The sequence below is a fragment of the Pantoea sp. JKS000250 genome (assembly GCF_003201065.1).
Taxonomy (GTDB): domain Bacteria; phylum Pseudomonadota; class Gammaproteobacteria; order Enterobacterales; family Enterobacteriaceae; genus Pantoea; species Pantoea vagans.
In genome coordinates this window covers 1,554,265-1,580,477 of the sequence record NZ_QICZ01000001.1, presented here as the reverse complement: position 1 = coordinate 1,580,477, position 26,213 = coordinate 1,554,265, and the positions used below count along the sequence as shown (strand labels likewise).

23 protein-coding genes and 1 tRNA gene are annotated in these 26,213 nt (G+C 54.0%); 20 read left to right on the top strand and 4 right to left on the bottom strand.

The window, feature by feature from the left end; translation table 11 throughout:
* Positions 1-223: 223 nt before the first annotated feature.
* Positions 224-730 carry a non-heme ferritin gene (ftnA, locus tag BY447_RS07550; protein ID WP_010248984.1) on the bottom strand — a complete coding sequence of 169 codons (507 nt, stop codon included), beginning with the start codon at positions 728-730 and terminating at the stop codon, positions 224-226.
* 490 nt (positions 731-1,220) lie between these two features.
* Between ftnA and BY447_RS07545 the strand changes: the two genes are divergently transcribed.
* From BY447_RS07545 to mrdA, 13 genes are all read left to right on the top strand, one after another.
* On the top strand, positions 1,221-1,889 hold the full coding sequence (locus BY447_RS07545) for a nucleoside recognition domain-containing protein (RefSeq protein WP_110330879.1): 669 nt from the start codon (positions 1,221-1,223) through the stop codon (positions 1,887-1,889).
* A complete protein-coding gene (locus BY447_RS07540) occupies positions 1,879-2,352 on the top strand; it encodes a YjiG family protein (RefSeq protein ID WP_110330878.1) in 474 nt (157 codons plus the stop codon). Before BY447_RS07545 ends, BY447_RS07540 begins: the two co-directional genes overlap by 11 nt.
* A gap of 4 nt (positions 2,353-2,356) precedes the next feature.
* The gene (locus BY447_RS07535; RefSeq protein WP_110330877.1) at positions 2,357-3,460 is read left to right on the top strand and encodes a M20 peptidase aminoacylase family protein; all 1,104 of its coding nucleotides are present in this window, start codon (positions 2,357-2,359) and stop codon (positions 3,458-3,460) included.
* 292 nt (positions 3,461-3,752) lie between these two features.
* Complete coding sequence (prfC, locus tag BY447_RS07530; protein ID WP_033784671.1) at positions 3,753-5,339, top strand: peptide chain release factor 3; 1,587 nt, start codon at positions 3,753-3,755, stop codon at positions 5,337-5,339.
* A 257-nt stretch (positions 5,340-5,596) separates the two neighbouring features.
* Positions 5,597-6,211, top strand: a complete 615-nt coding sequence (gene osmY, locus BY447_RS07525) for a molecular chaperone OsmY (RefSeq protein ID WP_013359017.1) — start codon at positions 5,597-5,599, stop codon at positions 6,209-6,211.
* Between the two features lie 97 nt (positions 6,212-6,308).
* The gene (locus BY447_RS07520) at positions 6,309-6,470 is read left to right on the top strand and encodes a DUF1328 domain-containing protein (RefSeq protein ID WP_003848537.1); all 162 of its coding nucleotides are present in this window, start codon (positions 6,309-6,311) and stop codon (positions 6,468-6,470) included.
* Between the two features lie 221 nt (positions 6,471-6,691).
* Positions 6,692-7,744 (top strand): patatin-like phospholipase family protein, encoded by a 1,053-nt coding sequence (locus tag BY447_RS07515; RefSeq protein WP_033733866.1) that lies wholly within the window; start codon positions 6,692-6,694, stop codon positions 7,742-7,744.
* On the top strand, positions 7,741-8,538 hold the full coding sequence (locus tag BY447_RS07510; RefSeq protein ID WP_110330876.1) for a TatD family hydrolase: 798 nt from the start codon (positions 7,741-7,743) through the stop codon (positions 8,536-8,538). The genes BY447_RS07515 and BY447_RS07510 overlap by 4 nt, the downstream gene beginning before the upstream one ends.
* 234 nt (positions 8,539-8,772) lie before the next feature.
* Positions 8,773-9,552, top strand: coding sequence for a deoxyribose-phosphate aldolase (deoC, locus tag BY447_RS07505; RefSeq protein WP_013359014.1), 780 nt, complete (start codon positions 8,773-8,775; stop codon positions 9,550-9,552).
* Between the two features lie 62 nt (positions 9,553-9,614).
* Positions 9,615-10,943, top strand: a complete 1,329-nt coding sequence (deoA, locus tag BY447_RS07500) for a thymidine phosphorylase (protein ID WP_110330875.1) — start codon at positions 9,615-9,617, stop codon at positions 10,941-10,943.
* Positions 10,944-11,038: 95 nt separating this feature from the next.
* Positions 11,039-12,262: a phosphopentomutase gene (gene deoB / locus BY447_RS07495; RefSeq protein ID WP_095706683.1), complete on the top strand. Its 1,224-nt coding sequence runs from the start codon at positions 11,039-11,041 to the stop codon at positions 12,260-12,262.
* 26 nt (positions 12,263-12,288) lie between these two features.
* A complete protein-coding gene (gene deoD / locus BY447_RS07490; protein ID WP_013359011.1) occupies positions 12,289-13,002 on the top strand; it encodes a purine-nucleoside phosphorylase in 714 nt (237 codons plus the stop codon).
* Between the two features lie 221 nt (positions 13,003-13,223).
* Positions 13,224-15,095, top strand: a complete 1,872-nt coding sequence (gene mrdA, locus BY447_RS07485) for a penicillin-binding protein 2 (RefSeq protein WP_110330874.1) — start codon at positions 13,224-13,226, stop codon at positions 15,093-15,095.
* 29 nt (positions 15,096-15,124) lie between these two features.
* Here the strand turns inward: mrdA and BY447_RS07480 are convergent, their stop codons facing one another.
* Positions 15,125-16,444 (bottom strand): methyl-accepting chemotaxis protein, encoded by a 1,320-nt coding sequence (locus tag BY447_RS07480; protein ID WP_110330873.1) that lies wholly within the window; start codon positions 16,442-16,444, stop codon positions 15,125-15,127.
* Positions 16,445-16,666: 222 nt separating this feature from the next.
* Between BY447_RS07480 and BY447_RS07475 the strand changes: the two genes are divergently transcribed.
* The 5 genes from BY447_RS07475 (at position 16,667) to BY447_RS07455 (ending at position 20,597) form a co-directional block, all read left to right on the top strand.
* Positions 16,667-16,742, top strand: a tRNA-Phe gene (locus BY447_RS07475).
* A gap of 471 nt (positions 16,743-17,213) precedes the next feature.
* A complete protein-coding gene (locus BY447_RS07470; RefSeq protein ID WP_110330872.1) occupies positions 17,214-18,179 on the top strand; it encodes a diguanylate cyclase domain-containing protein in 966 nt (321 codons plus the stop codon).
* Between the two features lie 750 nt (positions 18,180-18,929).
* Positions 18,930-19,094 carry a general stress protein gene (locus BY447_RS07465; protein WP_004571242.1) on the top strand — a complete coding sequence of 55 codons (165 nt, stop codon included), beginning with the start codon at positions 18,930-18,932 and terminating at the stop codon, positions 19,092-19,094.
* A 503-nt stretch (positions 19,095-19,597) separates the two neighbouring features.
* Positions 19,598-20,080, top strand: a complete 483-nt coding sequence (locus BY447_RS07460) for a ferritin-like domain-containing protein (protein ID WP_033784034.1) — start codon at positions 19,598-19,600, stop codon at positions 20,078-20,080.
* Positions 20,081-20,090: 10 nt separating this feature from the next.
* Positions 20,091-20,597 (top strand): ferritin-like domain-containing protein, encoded by a 507-nt coding sequence (locus tag BY447_RS07455; RefSeq protein WP_110330871.1) that lies wholly within the window; start codon positions 20,091-20,093, stop codon positions 20,595-20,597.
* 74 nt (positions 20,598-20,671) lie between these two features.
* Here the strand turns inward: BY447_RS07455 and treF are convergent, their stop codons facing one another.
* Both treF and BY447_RS07445 read right to left on the bottom strand, forming a co-directional pair.
* Positions 20,672-22,330 (bottom strand): alpha,alpha-trehalase TreF, encoded by a 1,659-nt coding sequence (treF, locus tag BY447_RS07450; protein WP_071822194.1) that lies wholly within the window; start codon positions 22,328-22,330, stop codon positions 20,672-20,674.
* Positions 22,331-22,681: 351 nt separating this feature from the next.
* A complete protein-coding gene (locus BY447_RS07445; protein WP_110330870.1) occupies positions 22,682-23,539 on the bottom strand; it encodes an SDR family oxidoreductase in 858 nt (285 codons plus the stop codon).
* A gap of 98 nt (positions 23,540-23,637) precedes the next feature.
* Between BY447_RS07445 and BY447_RS07440 the strand changes: the two genes are divergently transcribed.
* Entirely contained in the window at positions 23,638-24,018 is a 381-nt protein-coding gene (locus BY447_RS07440) for a winged helix-turn-helix transcriptional regulator (protein WP_033784031.1), read from the top strand.
* A gap of 781 nt (positions 24,019-24,799) precedes the next feature.
* On the top strand, positions 24,800-26,212 hold the full coding sequence (locus BY447_RS07435) for a cytochrome ubiquinol oxidase subunit I (RefSeq protein WP_013359002.1): 1,413 nt from the start codon (positions 24,800-24,802) through the stop codon (positions 26,210-26,212).
* The last annotated feature ends 1 nt before the right edge of the window (position 26,213 follow it).

Sequence of the window (26,213 nt, the reverse complement as noted above, 5' to 3'; positions counted from 1 at the left end):
TCATCCATGACTCGCTCGACCCGCGCGATTACGCACCTTATCCCGGAGGTGCGCCCCTGGCCGGGCCAACGCGTTGTGTTGTTCAAAAACGCTCCCGGCGTTTTTTGTCCATGGCGCGGGACGCTTTCCTCCTCTGACCGTATTCCCTGCTACATAAGCTTTATCATTGCTTCCTGAAAGCGTACCAGGGAATTGTCAGCAGCCTGAACCGACCTGAAAGATATTATTCTGCGTGGTTCTCGGTGCTCATGCGGCCCAGGTCTTTATCGACCAGGAACAGACCGTTGCCGCTGTTGCTGACCAGCGCCAGTTTATCCAGCACGGTTTTGAACAGCTTCTCTTCTTCGTGCTGCTCGGCAACATACCACTGCAGGAAGTTGAAGGTAGAGTAATCCTGTGACGTCATAGCGGCGTGCGCCAGCTCATTGATTTTGCTGGTGATCAGCTGCTCATGCTCCAGCGCCTGCTGCAGGATTTCATTCAGCGAGGTGAAAGAAACCGGTGGCGCTGCGATGGTGCCCAGCACCGGCATACCGCCGGTATCGCTCAGGTAGTCAAACAGACGCTGCATGTGCTGCATCTCTTCACGTGAATGCATCTTCAGGAAGGAAGCGGCACCCTCAAAGCCTTTGTCGCTGCACCAGGCGCTCATTTGCAGATAAAGATTGGCAGAGAAAAATTCCAGGTTCAGCTGGTCGTTTAAACGCCCAGTCATTTCAGCAGTCAGCATGGCCGAGTCCTTTTAAGAAGATGTTAAATAAACAGGTGGATGCGGTGAATTATGCATCATACATGTTAGTAAAGTGAAGCCTTTTCCGCAAAATAAGTCAATTTATCTGATTGATTTAAATAGAATTATTTCGGAAATTGAATGCGACCAATTCTCATTCTGTATCGCGCAATATCAGGCAACAACATCAGGAGAATCAGCACCATGATAGTGCGGGCGATAGCTATTCTGCTGGTGCAATGGTCGCTGCGGCAGACGAAATACCCACCATCTGATGACGTCCCGGAAATATAACGTTGTGTTCTGAAAAATCATTTTCAGAGCGCGATAAGAGGTATGGCGTGGATTAAACGTCCTGTGTCGGCAAATAAGGCGTTACCAATCGTTCTCCAGGCGGCTCTGGCATAAATCCTGCTTAGAACTGAGTTCCATATATTGAAACTTGCCACGGCAGGAAACGGGCGGCAGGCCATGTTATCAGGAGAAAATAATGTCAGAAGAGAGTGTGGTTAATCCGGTAAAAATGACGGCGACCAAAGGCAGTTATATCGCTTTAATTTTTGCCATTCTGTTTTTCTCAGGGCTGTTTTATAACGTCGAGGGCCTTAAATGGCTGGGGGCGTTTGACTTCACCACGCTGGGCGGCAGCTTCGGCACCATGAAAGATCCCGCCAGCAATACCTTTCTCGGCGCAGGCGGACTCAGTGCCAAAGCAGGCTTCCTGTTTGCCCTGTCGCTGACGCCGACGGTAATGCTGGCGCTGGGCGTGCTGGAAATCTTTACCCACTATGGCGCGATTCGCGCGGCACATCGCTTACTGACGCCGCTGCTTAAGCCGCTGATGGGGCTGCCGGGTCGTTGCGGTCTGGCGTTAATCACTGACCTGCAAAGCACCGACGCGGGTGCGGCATTAACCAAAGAGATGGCTGACCAGAAACAGATTGGCAAAAAAGAACTGGTGGTGATGAGTGCCTGGCAATATTCCGGTGCCGGATTAATCAATAATTACTTCGCCATCGGTTCGGCGCTGTTCGCCTCAATGACGCTGCCGATCGTTATTCCGCTGTTATTAATGTTCGTGCTGAAATTTGTCGGTGCGGCGATAACGCGCGCTGTGTTAAACAGTGTTTATAAGAAGGATTTCGCGGATGGAAAATAAAATCGCCACTCCCAGTAATCCCTTTGATGTGTTTGTGACCGGTGCGCGTAAAGGCTTTCACATCGCCATTCACAATCTGATGCCGAATGTGGTGATGGCCTATGTGCTGGCAGAAGTGCTGAATCTACTCGGCATTATGCAGTTCCTCGGACATGTGTTTGCGCCGGTGATGGGGCTGTTTGGCCTGCCGGGCGAGGCGATTACTGTGTTGCTCACCGCCTGGCTCTCCTCGTCGGCGGGCACCGGCGTCGCGGTAAGCCTGCTGACCAAAGGGCTGCTGACCGGTGCAGATATCACCATTCTGGCGCCGGCGATTTTCCTGATGGGATCGCAGCTGCAATATATGGGGCGGCTGCTGGGCGTGGCCGATGTGCCCAAAAAATACTGGCCGCTGCTGATGCTGGTGAGCATCATCAACGCGCTGATCGCAATGTCTGTTATGCGTCTGTTTATTCAGGAGTAACGCTGTGTCTAAGGTATTAGAGCATTACCACTATCTGCATGAAATTCCGGAGCTGGGTTTTCAGGAGGTGAAAACTTCGGCCTACATCGCCGATCAGCTCGAGAAAGCGGGCCTGAAGGTGACGCGCAACATCAATAACACCACCGGCATTGTGGCGGAGATCGACAGCGGTGTGCCGGGGCCGGTGCTGGCGCTGCGTGCTGATATGGATGCGCTGGGCCACATCATTGATGGCGTGCCGTGTGCGCGTCACACCTGTGGTCACGATGGACACTCTTCGGTAGTGCTGACGGCAGCATCGGCGCTGCTGCAGGAGGGCACGGTGAAACGTGGCCGGTTGAAGATTCTGTTCCAGCCCGCCGAGGAGCTGGGTGCCGGTGCGCTCTCGATGATCGAAGGTGGCGCACTGGATGATGTGGAGATGATTCTGGGCTTCCATCTGCGTCCGCTTGAGGAGTGCGTGGTTGGTCAGGCGGTGCCTGCGGTGCTCTACTCCGCCTGCAGCACGCTGGAAGCGACGATCACAGGTCAGCCCGCTCATGCGGCGCGACCGCATCTTGGCGTGAACGCGCTGGATGCCGCCGTGCAGGCGGTTCAGGCCGTCAACGCCCTCCATCTTTCACCCGGCCTGACCTGGAGCGTCAAGGCGACCCGCTTCCTGTGTGATGCCGGTGTCACCAACTCGGTGCCGGATGAAGCCCGCGTGGTGTGGGATCTGCGTTCTCAGGAGAACGGGCCGATGACGCAGCTGAAAGAGCAGGTCACGCGTGCCATTACTCACAGCGTGGCGGCACTGGGTGCCACCGCCGAGGTCCGCGTGCTGAAAGAGATGCCCGCCGCCGAGATTGATGATGAGGCGACGGCGGTAATCCGCGCGGCCATCGTTGAAGTGCTGGGTGAAGAGGGCGCACTGCCGACCCGAACCACGCCGGGCAGCGAGGACTTTTTCTACTATCCGGTGAAGCGTCCGGGTGTGAAGGCGGGCTTCTGGGGGCTGGGCACTAACCTGACGCCAGGACTGCATCATCCCGACATGCGTTTTGAGCTCAGCTCGCTGGAGATCGGTGTGCAGATCTTCAAAGCCTGTGTCAGAAAGGTATTGGGATAAAAGAGTGGGGGCGGGTGCAGACCTGCCCGATTCTGTTGCCGCATCCGCTGTTCTCCGATTCTCCCTCTGCGAAATCCCGCCCCCTTCCCTGTAGGCCGCGCGCGCAAAATATTGTATGCTATGCCGCCTTAAAGCTGACCAGGTAACCGGACTTCACGCCAATGTAACTTCGCGCTGACCCGCCAACGATAAAACATCGTTTTGGCACCGTTTACCCGCCGGTAAGGTTCTGCCGGCCACCGTGATTTATCAGCAGCGCCAGTACGTTGCGCTGCCTATTGAGAAGAATTCCATGTCTAATCCCTTTTTAGAAGAGGTGGCACGCCGCCGCACCTTCGCGATCATTTCTCACCCGGATGCCGGTAAAACCACCATTACCGAAAAAGTGTTGTTGTTCGGACAGGCTATCCAGACCGCCGGTACGGTAAAAGGCCGTGGCTCTAACCAGCACGCCAAGTCGGACTGGATGGAGATGGAGAAACAGCGTGGTATCTCCATTACCACCTCGGTGATGCAGTTCCCTTACCGCGATAGCCTGGTGAACCTGCTGGATACCCCAGGTCACGAAGACTTCTCGGAAGATACCTACCGTACGCTGACTGCGGTTGACTGCTGTCTGATGGTGATCGATGCCGCCAAAGGCGTCGAGGATCGTACCCGCAAGCTGATGGAAGTGACCCGTCTGCGCGATACGCCCATCCTGACCTTTATGAACAAACTTGACCGTGACATCCGCGATCCGATGGAGCTGCTGGATGAGGTGGAAAGCGAGCTGAAAATCGCCTGCGCACCGATCACCTGGCCTATCGGCTGCGGCAAGCTGTTCAAAGGGGTTTACCATCTCTACAAAGATGAGACCTATCTCTACCAGACCGGTAAAGGCCACACCATTCAGGATGTGCGCATCGTGAAGGGGCTTAACAACCCGGATCTCGACACCGCGGTCGGTGAAGATCTGGCGGCACAGCTGCGTGAAGAGCTGGAGCTGGTGCAGGGCGCCTCGCACGAGTTCGAGCAGGAGGCCTTCCTGAGTGGCGAACTGTCGCCGGTCTTCTTCGGCACCGCGCTGGGTAACTTCGGCGTTGACCACATGCTGGATGGCCTGGTTTCCTGGGCGCCGCGTCCGATGCCCCGTGAGACCGATACCCGTACGGTTGAAGCGAAAGAAGAGAAGTTCACCGGCTTCGTGTTTAAGATTCAGGCTAACATGGACCCGAAACACCGTGACCGCGTGGCCTTTATGCGTGTGGTCTCCGGTAAATATGAAAAAGGGATGAAGCTGCGTCAGGTACGCACCGGCAAAGATGTGGTGATCTCCGACGCCCTGACCTTTATGGCGGGCGACCGTTCACACGTTGAAGAAGCGTATCCTGGCGATATCATCGGTCTGCATAACCACGGCACCATACAGATTGGCGACACCTTTACTCAGGGTGAGAACATGAAGTTCACCGGGATTCCGAACTTTGCGCCAGAGCTGTTCCGTCGTATTCGCCTGCGCGATCCGCTGAAGCAGAAACAGCTGCTGAAAGGGCTGGTTCAGTTGTCGGAAGAGGGTGCCGTGCAGGTGTTCCGTCCGGTGCATAACAACGATCTTATCGTTGGCGCGGTCGGGGTACTGCAGTTCGATGTGGTCGTTGCACGTCTGAAAAGCGAATATAACGTCGAAGCGATCTACGAAGCGATTAACGTCTCTACGGCGCGCTGGGTTGAATGCAGCGACGCGAAAAAGTTTGAGGACTTCCAGCGTAAAAACGAAGTTAACCTGGCGCTCGATGGCGGCAATAATTTGACTTATATTGCGCCAACCATGGTCAATCTTAATATTACGCAGGAACGTTATCCCGACGTGACCTTCCGTAAAACGCGCGAGCACTAATCGCCTGTTTCAGGGCCATTCCAGCAGGGAATGGCCCTGATTTCCCCACTCCAGACTCCTCCTAAAAACCCCGTTTTTTTTCTGTTTTGACGTGTGATCAACCAGTTAGCCAGGCAAATCGCAAAATGCCGTCTATGATTATTCTATCGGACGGCGGAAGAGACTTCTCTTGTCCTTACGTCCTGTAACGCAGCGGCACCTGTGCCTCTGTTTCGCCCACAGTTTTGGGTGAGTTAACTGATAGAAGGAAGATATCGATGAACAAGACTAAGATTGCTAAAACCCTGATGGCCGCCATGATTGGCTCAGCACTGATCAGCGGCAGTGCACTGGCTGACGAATCAGTGTCGCAGAAAGCGTCACAGACAGCCGACAGCGCGGGTTCGAAAATCGATAGTTCTATGAAAAAAGTCGATGGTTATATGGATGACAGCGGCATCACCGCCAAAGCCAAAGCGGCACTGGTGGATGACGACGCCATTAAAAGCACGGATATCTCGGTAAAAACGCATAGCGGCGTCGTGACCTTAAGCGGTTTCGTCACCTCACAGGATCAGGCTGAAAAGGCTGTGGCGGTGGTGCAGAAAATCGAAGGTGTTAAATCCGTCAGCGACAAACTACACGTCAGAGACAGCAAATCATCTTCAGTGAAAGGTTATGCCGGCGATGCCGCTACGACCAGCGAAATAAAAGCTAAGCTATTAGCAGACGACATTGTTCCGTCGCGCAACGTAAAAGTTGAGACCACCGACGGTGTTGTTCAGCTTTCAGGGCATGTTGCTACTCAGGCACAGTCAGATCGTGCAGAAAGCATCGCTAAAGCCATTGAAGGCGTGAAAAGCGTTAAGAATGACCTGACGGTTAAATCTTAAGCTTGCGTGCGGTCACTTCGTTGACCGCATGGATAAAAGATACCCATCCGGGGATTAAATAAGCAGTTCGATTTTTAAATAGGGTAAGGAGAGGCTTATGTTTCGTTGGGGCATTATTTTTCTGGTGATCGCACTGATCGCTGCAGCGTTAGGTTTTGGCGGTTTAGCGGGCACAGCAGCATGGGCAGCTAAAGTTGTCTTCGTCGTTGGTATTATCCTGTTCCTCATCAGCCTGTTTACCGGCCGTAAAAAGCTTTAGCCGATGAGTCCTGCAGTGTAATGCAACGCAAAGCATAGAGCGGAGACCAGTCATCTGCAGCGACTGACGTGAAGAGAGGGACACCTTCACATCGCTGCGATGGCAAGCCAGTTCAGCTGGCCTGCCGGTTAAAGGAATAGATGACTGGTTCTCCGGAATGCTGCTGTCTTTAACGGATCCCTCCTCCAGCATACCCGGAACCCTTTTTTGAGGTTCGCACAGTGGGTATACGCATTCCCGTCACACTCGGCGCCATTGAACCTCTGGCCCTGACACCCTTTAAAGCTCAGAAAATTGCCCTGGTCTGTGAAGGCGGCGGTCAGCGCGGCATTTTCACCGCAGGGGTACTGGACGAATTTCAGCGCGCCCGATTTAATCCTTTTCAGCTGATGCTTGGCACCTCTGCCGGTGCACAAAATCTCTCTGCCTTTGTCTGTGGTCAGCCCGGCTACGCCCGTCGCGTGATTACCCGCTATACCACCAGTAAACTCTTTTTTGATCCGCTGCGTTTTGTGCGCGGAGGCAATCTGATCGACCTCGACTGGCTGATCGATATCACCCGCAGTGAATTTCCGCTGGCGATGAGCAGTGCGGAACAGCTGTTCTCCAGCGGTCGCGAGTTTTATATGTGCGCCTGCCGCAGCGACGACTATTCGCCCGGCTACTTTACGCCCACCGCCGACAACTGGCTGGATCTGATCAAAGCTTCCAGTGCGATTCCCGGTTTCTACCGGCTGGGCGTCAATCTGGAAGGGATAAGCTATCTCGATGGTGGCATCAGCGATGCGATTCCGGTGCGCGAGGCCGCACGTCGCGGTGCGGATACCATTGTGGTGATCCGCACGGTGCCATCGCAGATGTTCTACACCCCAAAATGGTTTAAACGGATGGAGCGCTGGCTCAGTACTGGCGCGCTGCAGCCGATGATCAACGTGCTGAATAAGCATGAGCAGAGCTATCGGGAAATTCAGCAGTTTATTGAGAATCCTCCCGACGATTTGCGCATTATCGAAATTTTTCCGCCGCACGTGCTGGCCAGCAGTGCCCTGGGCAGCCGTGTTGCCGCGCTGAATCAGGATTATCATCTGGGGCGGCGCTGTGGTCGCTATTTCCTCGCCACGCTGGGCCAGTGGCTGAGCGATGCTGAACCGATGATCTCAGCGCGTATCGTCACCCCGCCTGCGCCGGTTGCCAATGCGCCGGATACCCGATTGATTATCACGCCGCCGCTGGCGGACAATGATGCGGATTACGACAAGGGATCGCTGGCATGACGTTTATCGATACGCACTGTCATTTCGACTTTCCGCCTTTCGAAGGGGATGTTGCCGCCAGCCTGGCGCGCGCAGCTGAGGCGGGCGTAGAGAAGATCATTGTTCCGGCGATTGATGCCAGCCGCTTCGAACGTGTCTGTGCGCTGGCCGCGGAACATTCGCCGCTCTACGCGGCGCTGGGCCTGCACCCCATCGTCATTGAAAATCACCTTGAGGTGCATCTTGAGCAGCTGGAAACCTTACTGCAACAGCGGCCACGTAAGCTGGTGGCGATCGGCGAGATCGGGCTGGATCTCTATCGCGACAATCCGCAGTTTGATAAGCAGCAACGCTTTCTCGAAGCACAGCTGAAGCTGGCAAAACAGTATCAGCTGCCGGTGATCCTGCATTCGCGGCGCACCCATGACAAGCTGGCGCAGATTCTGCGTCGTCTCGATCTGCCGCGCCGTGGCGTGGTGCACGGTTTTGCAGGCAGCCTGCAGCAGGCACAGGCCTTTATTAAGCTGGGTTATGCGATTGGCATTGGCGGGACCATTACCTATGAACGCGCCAGCAAAACCCGTCAGACCGTAGCACAGCTGCCGCTCTCTGCGCTGCTGCTGGAAACCGATGCACCCGATATGCCACTGCAGGGCTTTCAGGGCCAGCCAAACCGCCCGGAACGGGCGCGTCAGGTGTGGGAAGTACTCTGCAGCCTGCGAGAGGAGTCACCCGAAGAGATTGCCGATGCACTGTGGCACAACAGTCAGCAGCTGTTCCGGCTCGATCCCGCTTTCCCAACGCTGCGTAACTGACCGGATCTGTCTCATCAGCGCTTAAATGTGATAATAGTAACATTGGGTCGGCTGGCGTATAATGGCCATTAAACGCTGTTATCTGCGATTTAAGTCACAGTGATTGTGACGCAATTGCATCAATTTCTTATCCCTATGTGACTACTGGCACATATCAGGCCGCTTCTGAGTGTTATTATTATAACATTCCGCCGGCAAGCCGGTGGGTTGCACCCCGATCTTTTGGAGAGCCTCATGACCGATATTAAACCTCTTGCCCTGCGCGCCCTGAAACTGATGGATTTAACCACCCTGAATGACGACGACACCGACGCAAAAGTGATCGCCCTCTGTCATCAGGCTAAATCCCCGGCAGGTAACACCGCCGCCATCTGTATCTATCCGCGCTTTATTCCGATTGCGCGTAAAACGCTGCGCGAGCAGGGTACGCCGGAAATCCGCATCGCCACGGTAACTAACTTCCCGCACGGCAATGACGACATCGATATTGCACTGGCAGAGACCCGCGCCGCCATCGCCTACGGCGCAGATGAAGTGGATGTGGTCTTCCCGTACCGCGCGCTGATCGCCGGTAACAGTCAGGTTGGTTTCGATCTGGTGAAAGCCTGTAAAACCGCCTGTGCTGAAGCGAACGTGCTGCTGAAAGTCATCATCGAAACCGGTGAGCTTAAAGAAGAAGCGCTGATCCGTCAGGCTTCTGAGATTGCTATCGACGCGGGTGCCGACTTCATTAAAACCTCCACCGGTAAAGTGCCGGTTAACGCCACGCCGGAAGTGGCGCAGATCATGATGAATGTGATCCGTGACAAAGGCGTTAGTAAGGAAGTTGGCTTTAAACCGGCGGGCGGCGTGCGCACTGCTGAAGATGCCGCGATCTATCTGCAGATGGCAGAAGAGACGCTGGGTGCCGACTGGGCCGATGCACGCCATTTCCGCTTTGGTGCATCAAGCCTGCTGGCGAGCCTGCTCAACACCCTGGGTCATGACAGCGACACCAGCAAAGCGGGTTACTGATCTTTCAGGCGGTCGCTGACCGCCTGTTCTCCATCCTGATTTCCCTGAACCAGGGGGCTACTTTGTTTCTGCCACAAGAAATTATTCGCAAAAAACGTGACGGCCAGGCGCTGACTGAAGAGGAGATTCGCTTCTTCATTAATGGCGTGCGTGATAACACCGTCTCGGAAGGTCAGATTGCCGCGCTGGCGATGACCATTTATTTCCACGACATGACGCTGCCAGAGCGGGTCGCGCTGACGATGGCGATGCGTGATTCCGGTACGGTACTTAACTGGAAATCACTCAATCTTAACGGGCCGGTGGTGGATAAGCACTCGACCGGCGGCGTCGGCGATGTGACGTCGCTGATGTTAGGGCCGATGGTCGCTGCCTGCGGTGGATATGTGCCGATGATTTCCGGTCGTGGTCTGGGTCATACCGGCGGCACGCTGGATAAACTGGAAGCGATTCCGGGCTTCGATATTTTCCCCAGTGATGACCGTTTCCGCGACATCATTAAGCAGGTCGGTGTGGCGATTATCGGCCAGACCAGCTCGCTGGCCCCGGCGGATAAGCGCTTCTACGCGACGCGTGACATCACCGCCACCGTCGATTCCATTCCGCTGATCACCGCCTCGATTCTGGCCAAGAAACTGGCAGAAGGGCTGGATGCGCTGGTTATGGATGTCAAAGTGGGTTCCGGCGCATTTATGCCAACCTATGAAGCCTCAGAAAGTCTGGCGCAGTCGATTGTTGGCGTTGCCAACGGCGCAGGCTGCCAGACCACCGCGCTGCTGACGGACATGAATCAGGTTCTCGCTTCTTCAGCCGGTAACGCGCTGGAAGTGCGCGAAGCGGTGCGCTTCCTGACCGGTGAACAGCGGAATCCGCGCCTGCTGGAAGTGACGCTGGCGCTCTGTAGCGAAATGCTGATCTCCGGCAAACTCGCCGCCAGCGACGCCGACGCGCGTCAGAAGCTGATGACGGTGCTGGATAACGGTAAGGCGGCTGAGGTGTTTGGCCGCATGGTCGCTGCCCAGCAGGGACCGGCTGATTTCGTCGAACGTTACGACGCTTATCTGCCCGCGCCATTGCTAAGCAAACCGGTCTATGCCGACCAGCCAGGCATCGTCAGCAGCATGGATACCCGTGCGCTGGGTCTGGCGGTGGTGGCGATGGGCGGCGGACGTCAGCGCGCCAGCGACAGCATCGATTACAGCGTCGGCTTCAGCGAAATGATCACCCTGGGCGAACGTGCCGATGCGCATCGTCCGCTGGCGGTCATTCACGCCAGCAGCGAAGACAAATGGCAGCAGGCCGCCGCAGCGGTTAAAGCTGCGCTGGTGCTCGGGGATTCCGCCCCGGCTGAGACGCCGGTCGTCTATCGCCGTGTGAGCGATCTCAGCTAACTGACCAGTAACCGGTGCCAGCCGCGATGCATTCGGGTATACTGATCTGATCGCTTTTTTTTGACTTGTCACGCGCCAATGCGCAGGAGACTTGCATGAAACGTGCTTTTATTATGGTTCTCGATTCCTTTGGAATTGGCTCCAGTAAAGATGCCGATAAATTCGGCGACGCAGGTTCAGATACCCTGGGTCATATCGCCGAAGCCTGTTTTAACGGTGAAGCAGACAAGGGACGTAAAGGCCCATTGCATCTGCCTAATCTCACCGCGCTGGGGCTGGGTAAAGCCGCCGAGCTGTCGACCGGCCGCTTCCCGGCGGGTCTGGATCCTGAGGCAAAAATCACCGGCGCGTATGCTTACGCCAGTGAGCTTTCGTCAGGTAAAGATACGCCGTCAGGCCACTGGGAGATCGCCGGTGTGCCGGTACTGTTTGACTGGGGCTACTTCAGCGACAAAGAGAACAGCTTCCCGCAGGAACTGCTGGACAAGCTGGTTGCGCGCGCCGACCTGCCGGGCTATCTCGGTAACTGCCACTCTTCAGGTACGGTGATCCTCGACCAGCTGGGCGAAGAGCATATGAAAACCGGCAAGCCGATTTTCTATACCTCTGCGGACTCCGTATTCCAGATCGCCTGTCACGAAGAGACCTTTGGTCTTGAGCGGCTCTATGCGCTGTGCGAAATCGCCCGTGAAGAGCTGACCGAAGGGGGCTACAACATTGGCCGCGTGATCGCCCGTCCGTTTGTGGGTGATAAAGCGGGTCAGTTCGAGCGTACCGGCAACCGTCACGATCTGGCTGTTGAGCCACCATCCGCCACCATGCTGAAAAAGCTGGTGGATGAGAAGGGCGGTCACGTGATCTCCGTGGGTAAAATCGCCGATATCTATGCGGAGCAGGGCATTACCAAAAAGGTCAAAGCGACCGGTCTGGATGCGCTGTTTGACGCGACGATTCAGGAGATGAAAACCGCGCCGGATCAGGCGATTGTGTTCACCAACTTCGTTGATTTCGATTCAACCTGGGGACATCGCCGTGATGTCGCCGGTTATGCGGGCGGGCTGGAGCTGTTTGACCGTCGTCTGCCTGAGCTGATGGCGCTGGTTGGCGAAGATGACATCCTGATCCTGACTGCTGACCACGGCTGTGATCCGACCTGGGAAGGCACCGAGCATACGCGTGAGCACATTCCGATTCTGATCTACGGACCGAAAGTGGAGCCGGGTTCACTGGGATACCGCGAGACTTTCGCCGATATTGGTCAGACAATTGCACACTATTTTGGCCTGTCCAAGATGGACTATGGCAAGAACATGCTGTAAATCAGCAATTTAATAAGGATTAAACAATGGCAACCCCTCATATTAATGCTGAAATGGGCGATTTCGCAGACGTCGTGCTGATGCCCGGAGATCCGCTGCGCGCAAAACACATCGCAGAAACCTTCCTGGAAAATGCGGTTGAAGTGAACAACGTGCGCGGCATGCTGGGCTACACCGGCACATACAAAGGCCGTAAAGTCTCTGTAATGGGTCACGGAATGGGTATCCCTTCCTGCTCCATCTACACCAAAGAGCTGATCACGGACTTCGGCGTTAAGAAGATCATCCGTGTCGGCTCCTGCGGTGCCGTACGCCCTGATGTAAAACTGCGTGATATCGTGATTGGTATGGGTGCCTGCACCGATTCCAAAGTAAACCGTATGCGTTTCAAAGATCACGACTTCGCAGCGATTGCTGACTTCGACATGGTGCGTAACGCGGTTGATGCGGCGAAAAACCTGGGTGTTGAAGCGCGCGTGGGTAACATCTTCTCTGCCGATCTTTTCTACACGCCGGATCCGCAGATGTTCGACGTAATGGAAAAATATGGCATCCTCGGCGTTGAGATGGAAGCCGCGGGTATCTACGGTGTGGCTGCAGAGTTCGGTGCGAAAGCGCTGACCATCTGTACCGTATCAGACCATATCCGTACGCACGAGCAGACGACTGCTGCTGAGCGTCAGACAACCTTCAACGACATGATCAAGATTGCGCTGGAGTCTGTCCTGCTGGGTGATTAATCCGCGCGGCGGGTGACGATTCCCGACCGCTGCCCGATCGCCTGTTCAGATCCTCCTTAACCGGAGGATCTGAGTTTCCCGCCTCGCTTTCCCGGTAACATTCACATCAAATGACACACTTTTGCCGAGGCTTGTGCATCTTCGCGCTGGCACGCCGGCGATCGCGCTTTATCATAGTGTGCAATAACAGATAATAATTAGTCGCCTGATAATGCCCCCTGATGAACTTTCGTAACTTCGATGCTGAAGAGAAGCTGTTTGCCCGTCGCGCCGCAATCGCCTTTGCTCTGGTCTGTCTCTGTTTCACTATTCTTGGCGTAAACCTTTTCCGCTTACAGGTGCGCGACCATGCCTACTACCAGACGCGCTCCAACCAGAATGACATCAAGATGATCCCCATCGCCCCGACGCGCGGGCTGATTTATGACCGCAAAGGTATTCCGCTGGTGCGTAACGTCAGCTGGTACGCCATCACGCTGACGCCTTATAAAATTGACGATATGAACGCCACGCTGCGGGCGCTGACGCCCATCGTAAATCTGACACCCGATGAGATCGACACTTTCCGCCGTGCGCTGAAGCAGACCAGTCGTTACAAGCCGGTCGTGCTGAAGGAGGAGCTGACCGAAGAGCAGGTTGCCCGCTTTGCGGTCAATCAGTTCCGCTTTACCGGTGCCAGCATTGAGACCTACCAGGATCGTGAATATCCCTATGGGGCCGATCTGGCCCATGTGATCGGTTATGTCTCGAAAATCAACGATAACGACTACAAACGGCTGAATGCGGAAGGTATCGCCGAAAACTATGCGGCTGACCACAACATCGGCAAGCAGGGGATTGAGGGCTATTACGAAGCGCTGTTGCATGGCAAGCCGGGCTATCAGGAAGTGGAAGTGGATAACCATGGCCGCATTGTGCGGGTGCTGAAAGAGGTGCCGCCGGTCGCGGGTAAAAACCTGACGCTGACGCTGGATCTGCATCTGCAACAGTATGTGGAGAGCCTGCTGGCCGGACAGCGTGCGGCGCTGCTGATTGAAGATCCGCGCGACGGCTCCGTGCTGGCGATGGTCTCCAGTCCCAGCTACGACCCGAATCCGTTTGTGAAAGGCATCAGCTATCAGGCCTACAAAAAGCTGCTGCAGGATAAAGACCTGCCGCTGATCAACCGCGTCACGCAGGGACTCTATCCACCCGCTTCCACGGTGAAGCCTTATATGGCGATGTCGGCGCTGCTGACCCATGTGATTACGCCACAGTCGCAGTTCTTTGGTGCGCCGACCTGGACGCTGCCGGGCACGGACCGGCGCTATCGCGACTGGAAGAAAACCGGGCACGGCATGCTGGATGTCACTCGCGCGATAGAAGAGTCTGCCGACACCTTCTTCTATCAGGTGGCTTTCATGATGGGCATTGACCGGATTCACACCATGCTCAGCCAGTTTGGCTATGGTAAATCGACCGGCATCGACCTGAATGAAGAGTACAACGGCTTATTACCAAGCCGTGAGTGGAAGCAGAAGGTGCATAAAAAGGCCTGGTATCAGGGCGATACGGTTTCGGTAGGCATTGGTCAGGGCTACTGGATTGCGACGCCGATTCAGATGGTGAAGGCGATGGTCGCACTGATCAATAACGGTCGGGTCATCGCACCGCACCTGCTGGAGAAAACCCAGCGCGGCACGCTGGTGGAAAACTACCATCCACAACAGCACGAGGCGCAGATTGGCGATCCTCACTCACCATACTGGTCGCTGGTGCGTCACGCGATGTTTGGCATGGCTAACGCGCCCAACGGCACCGGTTATAAATATTTCCATACGGCTCCTTATGGCATCGCGGCGAAGAGCGGGACGTCACAGGTATTCAGCCTGCGTCAGAACCAGACTTATAACGCGAAGATGATCCCGGTGCGGCTGCGTGACCATATCTTCTACACCGCCTTTGCACCGTTTAATGACCCGAAAGTGGCGGTGGCGTTAATTCTGGAGAATGGTGGCGGGGAAGGGGTAACGGCTGCGCCCGTGATGCGGGATATTCTGGACCATATCTTTATCCCGCCGGTGCCAGAAGCACCCGCTCAGGCCACACCGTAAAAAAGGGGGGCGAAGGCCCCCGCAGAGCATCAGACTTTAAGCGTTTTAGTGACCTGTCCGATGGCACGCACCACGTCCGTTGCGCCTTCACGGATTTCTGCAATCACGCCGCCCGCCTCCTGAGCCAGCTGTACGCCCTGATCGGCACGTTTCAGGTTCGACTCAATACCTTTCAGTGCCCGGTTCGCCAGCAGATGATTTTGCTGAATCCGGTTTTCAATGTCGGTAGTGGCGCGGTTAATGTTGGCTGCCAGCGTGCGGACTTCATTAGCCACCACCGCAAAGCTGCGGCCATGGGTGCCCGCCCGCGCTGCTTCAATGGCGGCATTCAGCGCCAGCAGGTTGGTCTGATCGGCGATCCGGCGAATACCTTCCACAATTGCGCCGATACGATCGGAAGACTCACTCAGTCCGGTAATATCACCGGAGATCCCCTGCAGTTCACCCGCCAGCGCATTCATGGTTTCCACGCTGCTGGCGATCACATCGGCACCCAGCTTTGTGCTTTCATCTGTTTGGAGTGCGGTGTGATAAGCCCGCTGCGCCGCATCATGCTCCTGCTGATTCTTTTCCACCTGTGCGGTCACATCCGTGGCGAATTTGACGATTTTGTAGAGCCGGCCCTGTTCGTCAAATACCGGATTGTAGGTGGCGCGCAGCCAGACCGTCTCGCCCCGTTTATTCACCCGGGGAAACTGACCCGAGACAAATTCACCCCGGTTCAGTTGCTGCCAGAACTCGCTATATTCACGGCTGTCGCGTACAGCCTGCGAACAGAAGCGACTGTGGTGGATCCCTTCTACCTCCTCACGACGGTAGCCCATGGTTTTCAGAAAGTTGTCGTTGGCTTTCAGCACTTCACCTTTGAGGTTAAAGGCGATGACCGCCATCGACCGTTCAATGGCGGTGGTAATGGCGCGCTGCTCCTGAGCATCGTTGATATGGCCCGTAATGTCTGTGGCCAGTTTGACGATTTTAATCACCCGGCCATGGCGGTTCTGCACCGGCACATAGTTGGCTTCCAGCCAGATCGGGCGGCTATTTTTCGCCATGCGCAGAAATTTATCGCTGAAGCTTTCGCCCCGGTTCAGCCGCAGCCAGAAGTCCTGATAGTCCCGCGACTGAAGCTGTTCCGGCGTGCAAAAAAGGCTGTGGTGCTGGCCTTCAATCTCCGCCAGCGTGTAGCCCATGCGCGCCAGAAACAGCGCATTGGCGCTGAGAATGGTGCCATCGGGGGAGAACTCAACCATGGCGATTGAGCCGTTGAGCGAGCTCAGCGTGGCCGCTGAGTGAGCCCGCTTCTGCCAGCCGTGGCGTGAAGCGATACCTGATGTAATGGTGGAAAACATGGCGATCCTTATTATTAGTGTTGGTCTCGCCTCCTATATCGGCAAAATCGCGGCATAATGGAGCCTTTACCGCTCCGCTGACTAAAATTTATCCGGCCAGGCGCGAGATTTTTGCGCCGGGTCAAACCCGATATTTGAGTTGATGGAAAAGCCGTCAGTCGATGTGATTTTGGTGAAAAGCGTTTGACGCTGCCGGGCCGCTTTGGTTTAATGCGCCCCGTTGCCCGAATAGCTCAGTCGGTAGAGCAGGGGATTGAAAATCCCCGTGTCCCTGGTTCGATTCCGGGTTCGGGCACCATATTTAAAGAACCCGCCTCTGGCGGGTTTTTGCGTTCTGAGGCGAACCCGTTATCGAAGATTCGATACACTCGCCACATCCTGTGGCTCGCCCTGCGGGTCGCGCTGACGCGCGATGCAAAAATGCTCCCGGCATTTTTGTCCGGGTTCGGGCACCATATTTAAAGAACCCGCCTCTGGCGGGTTTTTGCGTTATGGCACGAACCCGTTATCGAAGGTTCGCCAGACTCCCCCGACATTTCCGAATTTCACTTCAGTCCGGCGCATTTCGCCTCACAACGCTGTAGCAATGCAAACAGATTTCACGGTGAAACCATTTTGCTGCTTCGCCTCTGTGCTGTGTTGCCAGACCCGCACCGCCTGATGTGCTGTCCAGCCTGCAATTGACCGCGGCTAATCGTGTTTTATTAGCCACTCTTTACAGAATCAACCTGACAGGCACAATAGCCCTTTTTACAGTTCTCTCACGGTCATGTCAGAAGAAGCGTTGCGTCTGCAGATACAGAACCTGAAAAAGCATAATGCGCGTCTGAAGCGTATAGCGCATGACGCCCGTACAAAACTCAACGCGGCGCTGGATGGCACCGGATTATTCCTGTGGCAGCTCGATATTCCCAGCGGCAAACTGGTGATCTTCAACCGGCGCTGGGGCGCGATGCTCGGCTTCCAGCCCAAAGAGACCGACGCCAACTTCGAATCGTGGAAAGAGAGTCTGCATCCTGATGATGCCGCCGAAGTTTTGCGCGCGTTTAACGATCACATCGCCGGAAAAGCGCCTTACTATGAAGCGCTGCATCGCATGATCGCCAAAAATGGCAGTATCACGTGGGTGCTGGATCGGGGCCGGGTCAGCGAGTGGAACGCGCATGGCGAGCCGGTTAAAGTCATCGGTACTCACATCGACATGACCAAAGAAAAGCAATATGAAGAACAGCTCGCTCTGCTGGCGCTGCACGATCCCCTTACGCTGCTCAATAATCGCCATGCCCTGCAAAATGATTTCTGTGAAATGAAAGCGCAGGGGCCGCTCTGCGTTGTCTTTATTGACCTGGATAACTTCAAACACGTCAACGACACCCTGGGGCATCGCAGCGGTGATGAAGTGTTAATTCAGTTAAGCCAGCGATTAACTGAGCTCTCCCCGGCAGAAGTGATTATTGGCCGGCTCGGCGGCGATGAGTTCGTCCTGCTATTGCCGTTTGCACTCAGGCAGCCGCAGGTCAGACAGCTGGCGCATGCCTGCCTTGACGCGGTGCTTACCCCTTTTGATTTGGCTAACGGGCACGCGCACATAGGCGCGTCAGTAGGCGTGGCACAGGTTGAGGTAAAAGATGACTTTGATACCGCCCTCGCACGTGCTGATGAAGCCATGTACCGCATAAAGAAAAACGGTAAACGTGGTGTTGCCTTTTATTCGGCCGTGTCTGACCCCCTCTGACGCTGCCAGGCTTCCTCCCTGCAGGCCACTGACGCACGATTTCCCGACAGGCACTGCACGATTCCATCCGTCATTTTTTAATTTCTCCTTCTACTCGCCGCCTGCAGGCTCATAAAACCTATGAATTTCTCCACAGAAAACATTTTTTAGTACTATTCCGAAAACCCGATTTTCATCCCCGATTTACCTGAATATCACCGCTTCGTTTAATCCTGAATATCTGTACCGACTATTGCGTGTCATTCTGATTAAAACTTTCATTAAATTAGTACAACTGATCATTTATTGATCAAAATCAGCTGTTTTTAGCTGTTGCGATCAAAGTCTTGCGTCTCGCTTAATTCAGCTTTTAAAACAGCGTTATGTAAATATATTTACCGCTTCGCTTAGGGAAATTGATCGTTTGTTGATCATCTTCACTAACTGATATTGATGAAGTTATCTCAGTGCCGCTTCGGTTACTTTTTTTCAATTGGACATTTTTTGAAAATGATCGATTAATAGGGCGCGGCCATCTTTGGAAGCAATGTTTTTTAGGCCGTATCTCTTTTTTGAATAGTACAGAGAGATAGTTGAAATGCGTTACCAGTCCGGATGAGGGTTGAACGACCAATAAGTCAGATCGGTAGCGGGTTTTTTATTTGTCTCGCTTGAACGGTGCGGTTTTCTGTCTACATTTAGGTTGCTGAATCGGCCTGATTAAGCATTAACTGTGCAAATTCTGATTTTAATTTCAAAGAGGAACACAGAATGACTCAATATCGTGGTGGGGCCGGAAATTTTGCGGCTGACAAAGAGCGTGCTGCGGAAGCAGGGCGAAAGGGCGGTCAGAAAAGTGGCGGGAACTTTAAGAACGATCCCGAACGTGCCATCGAAGCCGGGCGCAAGGGAGGTAAGGTAAGCCGCAGAAGCTAAACGCTTTTAAGGCTGCCGGATGGCAGCTTAACGCGTTTGCCGGGCTACACAGATTCTCTTTTCATTTTCCTGCAAGATAATTACCTCCTGAATTATGTCGCTGATTCATCATTGACACAGAGAGATGCTGTTAATTAGACCGGTTGGGTTTTTCCTGCCGGTTTTTTTATTTCCGATCGATTAAATCTATACGATTTAATAAAGTTCCGTACAACTAAGTTTTGACTGGTGCTTTTTTTATACACTTAATCCTAAGAAATTTATACAGAGATTTATTGCTTTGTACAAATTCCGCCGCAGCGAGCGAAGCCGCAGCCCTAAAACCTTTTTCGGCTAAATGACTGCTTCAAAAAGAAAAATGCATTTTGCATGCCACTTTTTTATTAAATTCATAATGCCACAGCGTGCGATATTAAGAATCTCCACTAAACTTTTCAGGTGCCAACGATATGACTGGCGTTGCGTTATTACCGACGCAGCTTTTTAATCAATGAGGCTATCTTATGACAGTGAAAACGTTAAACGATCTGTTCATCCACGACCTTTCCGATGTATACAGCGCTGAAAAACAGATAACCCGTGCATTGCCTAAAATGGCGCGTGCTGCCAGCGACGAAAATCTTATCGCTGCGTTTAATCAGCATCTTGAAGAGACCCGTGCTCAGATTGAACGACTGGATGAACTGGTAGACGTGACACCTGAAGTCAAAATCAAAAGAATGAAATGCCATGCGCTTGAAGGTCTGGTTGAAGAAGCCCAGGAAATTATCGACTCGGTCGAAAAGGGCGAAGTCCGCGATCAGGGGCTGATTGGTGCGGCACAGAAAGTTGAGCACTATGAGATTGCCACTTACGGCACGCTGCATGCACTGGCGCTGAAGCTGGGCTATACCAAAGCGGCAGAGCTGCTGGCAGCGACTCTGAATGAAGAGAAACAAACGGATGAGAAACTCACCTCGGTAGCCGAGGCGATTACCGTCTCTTAAGGAGTGACACATGACTGCGATTGAACATTATCATGACTGGCTGCGCGATGCGCATGCGATGGAAAAGCAGGCAGAAAGCATGCTGAGCAAGATGTCAGGCCGTCTTGATCACTATCCGGCGCTGGAACAGCGTCTGGCGCAACATCTGGAAGAAACTAAGCATCAGCTGACCCTGCTGGAACAGCTGCTCGACAGCCACGCTATCGATCACTCTGTGATGAAAGATGCGATGGGTAAAATGGCGGCGACCGGTCAGGCGGTAGGCGGTATGTTTAACTCAGATGAAGTGGTAAAGGGTGCCATCAGTGGCTATGTTTTTGAGAATGCTGAGATCGCCAGCTACACCAGCCTGATTGCTGCGGCGGAGCAGGTGGGCGATACGCAGGGCGTTCGCATCCTTAACGAGATTCGCGATCAGGAAGTGGCTATGGCGGAGTGGCTGCTGCAACACCTGCCTGAAGTGACTCAGAAATTCCTGCAACGTGCGTCGCAGCCGGGCGCAGAGGCGAAGAAGTAACGCCTGAATGCCTGCATGAAAAAAGCCGGGAATGACCCGGCTTTTGCGTTTTAGTGATTTACAGGCTGCGACACTCAGTCAGCCATTAAATGCCCATACATCGTCATCAGCTTACGCGTGACGCCGTTCGTCCAGCCGAAGCCATCCTGTAATGGGTACTCGCCGCCGCCGCCGGGACGGGCGCGGTCGCCGCTGATGTCATACTTCTCGACCAGCTTGTGGTGCAGCTGATAGAAGTTATTAACCGTATTAAGCCAGTTCACCGCGACTTCACTTGCCAGCGTCTCTTCACCGTAGTTATTCAGGCCAACAACGGCCATCCACTGCATCGGTGCCCAGCCGTTAGGACGGTCCCACTGCTCACCGCTTTCCACCATTGAGGTCAGCAGGCCACCGTTGCTCAGCAACAGATGACGCAGGGAGATTGACTGCAGGTGCGCCTGATGCGGCGTCGCCAGACCCACAAACAGCGGAACGACCGAGGCAACGGTAAAGGCACCAAAACGCTCACGACGCCAGTCGTAGTCACGGAACACACCAGCGGTGCTGTCCCACAGGTAACGGGTAATAGCGCGTTTCCGCGTTTCCGCCTTTTTCTGCCAGGCCAGCGCCGTCAGCTCTTCGCCTTTGGCGTGCGACAGGGTGGCAATCATCAGCTCCAGCTTGTACAGGAACGCGTTCAGATCGATAGGGATAAACTGTGTCGTACGGATACTCGACAGACGTTTCGGGTTACGCAGCCAGCGCGAGGAGTAATCCCAGCCCGACTCAGCACCAGCACGCAGGTCACGATAGACTTCGCTGGCCGGACGTTTAGATTCGCGCGCGGTTTCAACATCTTCCATCCACGACTCATCACGTGGCGTATCGCGGTCATCCCAGTAACGGTTCAGCAGCGAGCCATTTGGCATCCGCACGACGTGACGATAAGCCTGGTTTGGCATCAGTGAGCCGGCACCATCCATCCAGAACTGATACTCCTTCATCAGCTGTTCCTGATAGCGCTTAGCACCGCGCACGCCATCCTCTTCGAACAGCTCCACCATCAGGGCAAATACCGGCGGCTGAGAACGGCTGAGATAATAAGTACGGTTGCCATTTGGCACATGGCCGTAGTTATCGATCAGCCAGGCAAAGTTGTCTGCCATATGACGCAGCAGGTCATCACGGCCCGATTCCGCCAGGCCCAGCATGGTGAAGTAGGAGTCCCAGTAGTAGGTTTCGCCAAAGCGTCCGCCCGGTACCACATAGGGTTTCGGTAACGGCAGCAACGATGAGTGCGGCATATGCTGCTGCGGCATTTTGGTCAGAACCGGCCACAGATCATCGATATGCTCATTGAGCGATTTATCCGGGTTGGAGACATAAAAACTTTCGTTTACGCCAGGCAGATAAAAGTGATCGGCGACAAAACGCGACAGGTCGAAATCACTGCTGCGTTTCTGTCGACGATAGCGCATCAGCACATCCAGCGGATCGTACTTAGGCGAACAGTCGGGGAAGGTTTTGCTGTCCTCAAAAATCCGCGACATCTGGACATGTTCAAACAGTTCCAGATAACGATCGGCAGGCGTGAGCGCATCCGGTGCCGGTAAGCCTTCAATCAGCTCCGGTTCCGGTTCAGAATCCTGCATGCGATCCAGTTTCAGTTCATGGGGATCGTATTGATACTCAACTTCCGCCCCGGCACGAACCTCTTCAAGTGCATTTTGTTGCTGGCGATGGGTATTAATAACGGCCTCCTGAGCGGTCGTGGTTGCACAAAGGAGAAATTATAGACCTCTCATCCTGCGGAACAACAATGCAGAATATCTATGAACGTAATAAAAATTGTCGATTAATCGAGGCTTTTTAATAAATTCCAGTCAATTCAACCAAATATAGCGGTGTTCACAAAAAACACATTTCGGATGAATCTCTTAGCAGCATGAATAAAAAAATTTAAGCTGAAGAAAACTGGCATTTATTCACATTTTGTAAAAGAAACCGCAGCCGCAAAGGGTGCAGAAAATGGCATACGCAACGGAAATCAGGGCAGGAGTGAGAAGTGAGCGGGCAGGGTTGCCCGCTCAGAGAGAGCTGGATTAATGGTTCGCCAGTGCTGCGCGGATCACCGCCTGCCAGCTTGTGGTCGGGCGACCGATCAGTTTGCTCAGCTGACGCGAATCATCAAACAGGCCACCTTTTTCTGCACCGGCATCAGAATCCGCCAGCATCTCCGCCAGACCCTCTGGCAGGCCAGCGCCTTTCAGCGCGGCGGCAAAGTCAGCCTGAGACAGATTGACGTAATCGACCTTCTCACCACTCTGTGCGGCAATCTCCGCAGCAAATTGCGCCAGCGTATAGCTGTCGTCGCCGGACAGCTCATAGACTTTGCCCGCCTGATCGTCACGAGTCATTACTTCAGCCGCCGCTTCAGCGTAATCCTGTCGGGCAGCCGACGCGATGCGGCCTTCACCTGCCGCGCCGATAAACGCATGATGTGCCAGCGCCGGAGGAATGCTGGCGGCATAGTTCTCGGTGTACCAGCCGTTGCGAAGCAGGGCGAACGGGATGCCCGCGGCTTTTAACAGCGCTTCAGTCGCGCGATGTTCAACACCTAAACCCAGCGGTGAGGTATCCGCATGCAGCAGACTGGTGTAGGCGATAAAGCTCACGCCTGCAGCCTTTGCAGCGTCGATGACAGCTTTATGCTGCGCCTCACGCTGGCCAACTTCACTGCCCGAGATCAGCAGCAGCTTATCCACGCCTGCAAAAGCGGCCTCCAGCGTCTCTGGCTGGCCATAATCGGCCTGGCGGACAATCACGCCCAGCGCAGCAAGATCGGCCGCTTTGGCGGGCGTACGCACAGCGGCAACAATTTCTGCCGCCGGAACTTTTTTCAGTAATGTATCGATAACGATTCGGCCCAGCTGGCCGGTGGCACCTGTAACTGCAATCATGGGATGACTCCTGTGGCTGTTGGTGAAATTCAGACTAGGGTATAAACTAATTTTTAGTAAGTACTTACAGAATTGTTAGTTTGAGGTGCGCAGGTTAAATGTCTGAAAAGCTGAGTGAAAAATTTAGTCGTGGTGAACTGCTTAACGTTAACTGTCCGTCGCGCGACGTACTGAAACGGGTGACCAGCCGCTGGAGCGTACTGATTCTGCTGGCCTTACAGGACCAGACGTTGCGCTTCAGTGCGTTGCGCCGGGCGGTCGGTGGCGTCAGTGAACGGATGCTGGCGCAGAATCTGCGCTACCTGGAAGAAGATGGCTTCGTGCAGCGCATCGCTTACGATGTCGTACCGCCGCACGTGGAGTATCGTCTGACTCCGCTTGGTCGCGAAGTCAGTGAACAGGTAGTGGGGCTGGCGGACTGGCTGGAGCTGAACCTGAGCCGGATTCTGGCACAGCGTGAAAAGTCTGCAGCTGAGTAAAATCCCCGCCTGTCAGCCATTCCGTCGTGAAGGTGTGGAGATGCTGGCAGGAGATTTTTAATCTGTTCTTCTCTCCCATTTCTCTCCCTGAAACCGGAATAACGTAACGGCAGCGAAAATAACCCAAGCGGTTTTTTCGCCTCTTTGCTGGTTATTAAATCATTTCATCAGGCTCTGGCCCGGAATAACCGACTGCTTCGGACGCGCTGTTAATTCAGCCCAGCTTTTTGACCCATTTTATTAACATCTCCCGTGGCGCTTAAAGGCGCCGCTCTGGCTATTTTTTGCCTGGGTGCAGGTCTGAATTAGCAAGGGTAATGCAAAAAAATAAACAAATCGGTGGTGGTACTCATTTACTGATTTAACTCGTTAAAAAATAAGATTATTTAATTTATTTGCTCTCAAATTTGACCTTTCTGAAATCAGGGTTTATAACAAAATAACGTCTGAAAACAGCCAGTTGAAGGCTTTTTTTAGTCAGGGTTTGCTTTGCCGATGTGAATTTTTAAAGTGACAAATACCGTAACATTAACGACACATAAATACGCTCTGATTAACCTTTAAGCCTTATTTTTAAATAAGTAATTCCCGTTAAAAACAATGATCAAAATCAACAAAGACTGTTATAGTTTTCATTAACCCCACTGTTTCTGTTTCCTCGTCGCGAATAGTTCTAAATTTGCGGCGGGAATTTCAATAAGCGCAGAGAAGTCAGCGCATCAGGCTTAAGTTGTTAATAATAAGTAAATACATGGTGTTCTATGTGGCAAAGAGGTAAGCAATGTTCGGATTAGATGCCTTTCATCTGGCCAGGATTCAGTTCGCATTTACTGTTTCCTTCCATATTATCTTTCCCGCCATCACCATCGGTCTCGCCAGCTTCCTGGCCGTACTCGAAGGTATGTGGCTCAAAACCCGCGATCAAACCTATCGCGATCTCTACCATTTCTGGTCCAAAATCTTTGCCGTTAACTTCGGTATGGGTGTGGTGTCAGGGCTGGTGATGGCTTATCAGTTCGGCACGAACTGGAGCGGCTTCTCAGAGTTTGCCGGCAGTATCACCGGTCCGCTGCTGACCTATGAAGTGCTTACGGCGTTCTTCCTGGAAGCGGGCTTCCTGGGCGTGATGCTGTTTGGCTGGAATCGCGTAGGTCCGGGTCTGCACTTCTTTGCCACCTGCATGGTCGCCCTGGGTACACTGATTTCTACCTTCTGGATCCTGGCCTCTAACAGCTGGATGCATACGCCGCAGGGCTACATCATTCAGAATGGCATCGTGGTTCCGCAGGACTGGTTCAAAATCGTCTTTAACCCCTCTTTCCCTTACCGGCTGTTTCATATGTCGGTGGCAGCGTTCCTGGCGAGTGCCTTCTTTGTCGGTTCATCGGCGGCCTGGCATCTGCTGAAGGGTAACAATAATCCTGCCATCCGCAGGATGTTCTCCATGGCGTTATGGATGGCGCTGATCGTTGCGCCGATTCAGGCGATGATTGGTGATGCTCACGGTCTGAACACGCTGGAGCATCAGCCCGCCAAGATCGCGGCGATTGAAGGACACTGGGAAAACCCGCCGGGTGAAGCCACACCGCTGATCCTGTTTGGCATTCCCGATATGGAGCAGGAGCGCACCAAATATGCGCTGGAAGTGCCTTATCTCGGCAGTCTGATTCTGACGCACAGTCTGGACAAGCAGGTTCCGGCGCTGAAGTCGTTCCCGAAAGAGGATCGACCTAATTCAACGGTAATTTTCTGGTCCTTCCGCGTGATGGTGGCGCTGGGCCTGCTGATGATCACACTGGGCGTGGTCAGCCTGTGGCTGCGTTTCAAAGGGCGTCTTTATGAGTCGCGTCCGTTCCTGTGGTTTGCACTGTTGATGGGTCCATCGGGTCTGATTGCGATTCTGGCAGGCTGGTTTACCACTGAAATCGGTCGCCAGCCGTGGGTGGTTTATGGCGTGCAGCGCACCATTGATGCGGTCTCGGCACATGGCGATATGCACATGAGCATCAGCCTGCTTGCCTTTATTCTGGTCTACAGCTCGGTGTTTGGCGTGGGGTATCACTATATGATGCGTCTGATTAAGCAGGGACCGGTTGTCGGCGAAGGTCATATCACCGAAGAGGGTGGACCGGGTCAGAAGAAAACGCCAGCGCGTCCACTTTCCGCTGCCACCTTTAAGGATGGAGACCACTAAG

What these genes read in the sequence shown, in the direction of transcription:
- ftnA (WP_010248984.1), bottom strand. Translation starts at nt 730, where the DNA reads ATGCTGACTGCTGAAATGACTGGGCGTTTAAACGACCAGCTGAACCTG.
- BY447_RS07545 (WP_110330879.1), top strand. Translation starts at nt 1,221, where the DNA reads ATGTCAGAAGAGAGTGTGGTTAATCCGGTAAAAATGACGGCGACCAAA.
- BY447_RS07540 (WP_110330878.1), top strand. Translation starts at nt 1,879, where the DNA reads ATGGAAAATAAAATCGCCACTCCCAGTAATCCCTTTGATGTGTTTGTG.
- prfC (WP_033784671.1), top strand. Translation starts at nt 3,753, where the DNA reads ATGTCTAATCCCTTTTTAGAAGAGGTGGCACGCCGCCGCACCTTCGCG.
- osmY (WP_013359017.1), top strand. Translation starts at nt 5,597, where the DNA reads ATGAACAAGACTAAGATTGCTAAAACCCTGATGGCCGCCATGATTGGC.
- BY447_RS07520 (WP_003848537.1), top strand. Translation starts at nt 6,309, where the DNA reads ATGTTTCGTTGGGGCATTATTTTTCTGGTGATCGCACTGATCGCTGCA.
- BY447_RS07510 (WP_110330876.1), top strand. Translation starts at nt 7,741, where the DNA reads ATGACGTTTATCGATACGCACTGTCATTTCGACTTTCCGCCTTTCGAA.
- deoC (WP_013359014.1), top strand. Translation starts at nt 8,773, where the DNA reads ATGACCGATATTAAACCTCTTGCCCTGCGCGCCCTGAAACTGATGGAT.
- deoB (WP_095706683.1), top strand. Translation starts at nt 11,039, where the DNA reads ATGAAACGTGCTTTTATTATGGTTCTCGATTCCTTTGGAATTGGCTCC.
- deoD (WP_013359011.1), top strand. Translation starts at nt 12,289, where the DNA reads ATGGCAACCCCTCATATTAATGCTGAAATGGGCGATTTCGCAGACGTC.
- mrdA (WP_110330874.1), top strand. Translation starts at nt 13,224, where the DNA reads ATGAACTTTCGTAACTTCGATGCTGAAGAGAAGCTGTTTGCCCGTCGC.
- BY447_RS07480 (WP_110330873.1), bottom strand. Translation starts at nt 16,444, where the DNA reads ATGTTTTCCACCATTACATCAGGTATCGCTTCACGCCACGGCTGGCAG.
- BY447_RS07470 (WP_110330872.1), top strand. Translation starts at nt 17,214, where the DNA reads ATGTCAGAAGAAGCGTTGCGTCTGCAGATACAGAACCTGAAAAAGCAT.
- BY447_RS07465 (WP_004571242.1), top strand. Translation starts at nt 18,930, where the DNA reads ATGACTCAATATCGTGGTGGGGCCGGAAATTTTGCGGCTGACAAAGAG.
- BY447_RS07460 (WP_033784034.1), top strand. Translation starts at nt 19,598, where the DNA reads ATGACAGTGAAAACGTTAAACGATCTGTTCATCCACGACCTTTCCGAT.
- BY447_RS07455 (WP_110330871.1), top strand. Translation starts at nt 20,091, where the DNA reads ATGACTGCGATTGAACATTATCATGACTGGCTGCGCGATGCGCATGCG.
- BY447_RS07445 (WP_110330870.1), bottom strand. Translation starts at nt 23,539, where the DNA reads ATGATTGCAGTTACAGGTGCCACCGGCCAGCTGGGCCGAATCGTTATC.
- BY447_RS07440 (WP_033784031.1), top strand. Translation starts at nt 23,638, where the DNA reads ATGTCTGAAAAGCTGAGTGAAAAATTTAGTCGTGGTGAACTGCTTAAC.
- BY447_RS07435 (WP_013359002.1), top strand. Translation starts at nt 24,800, where the DNA reads ATGTTCGGATTAGATGCCTTTCATCTGGCCAGGATTCAGTTCGCATTT.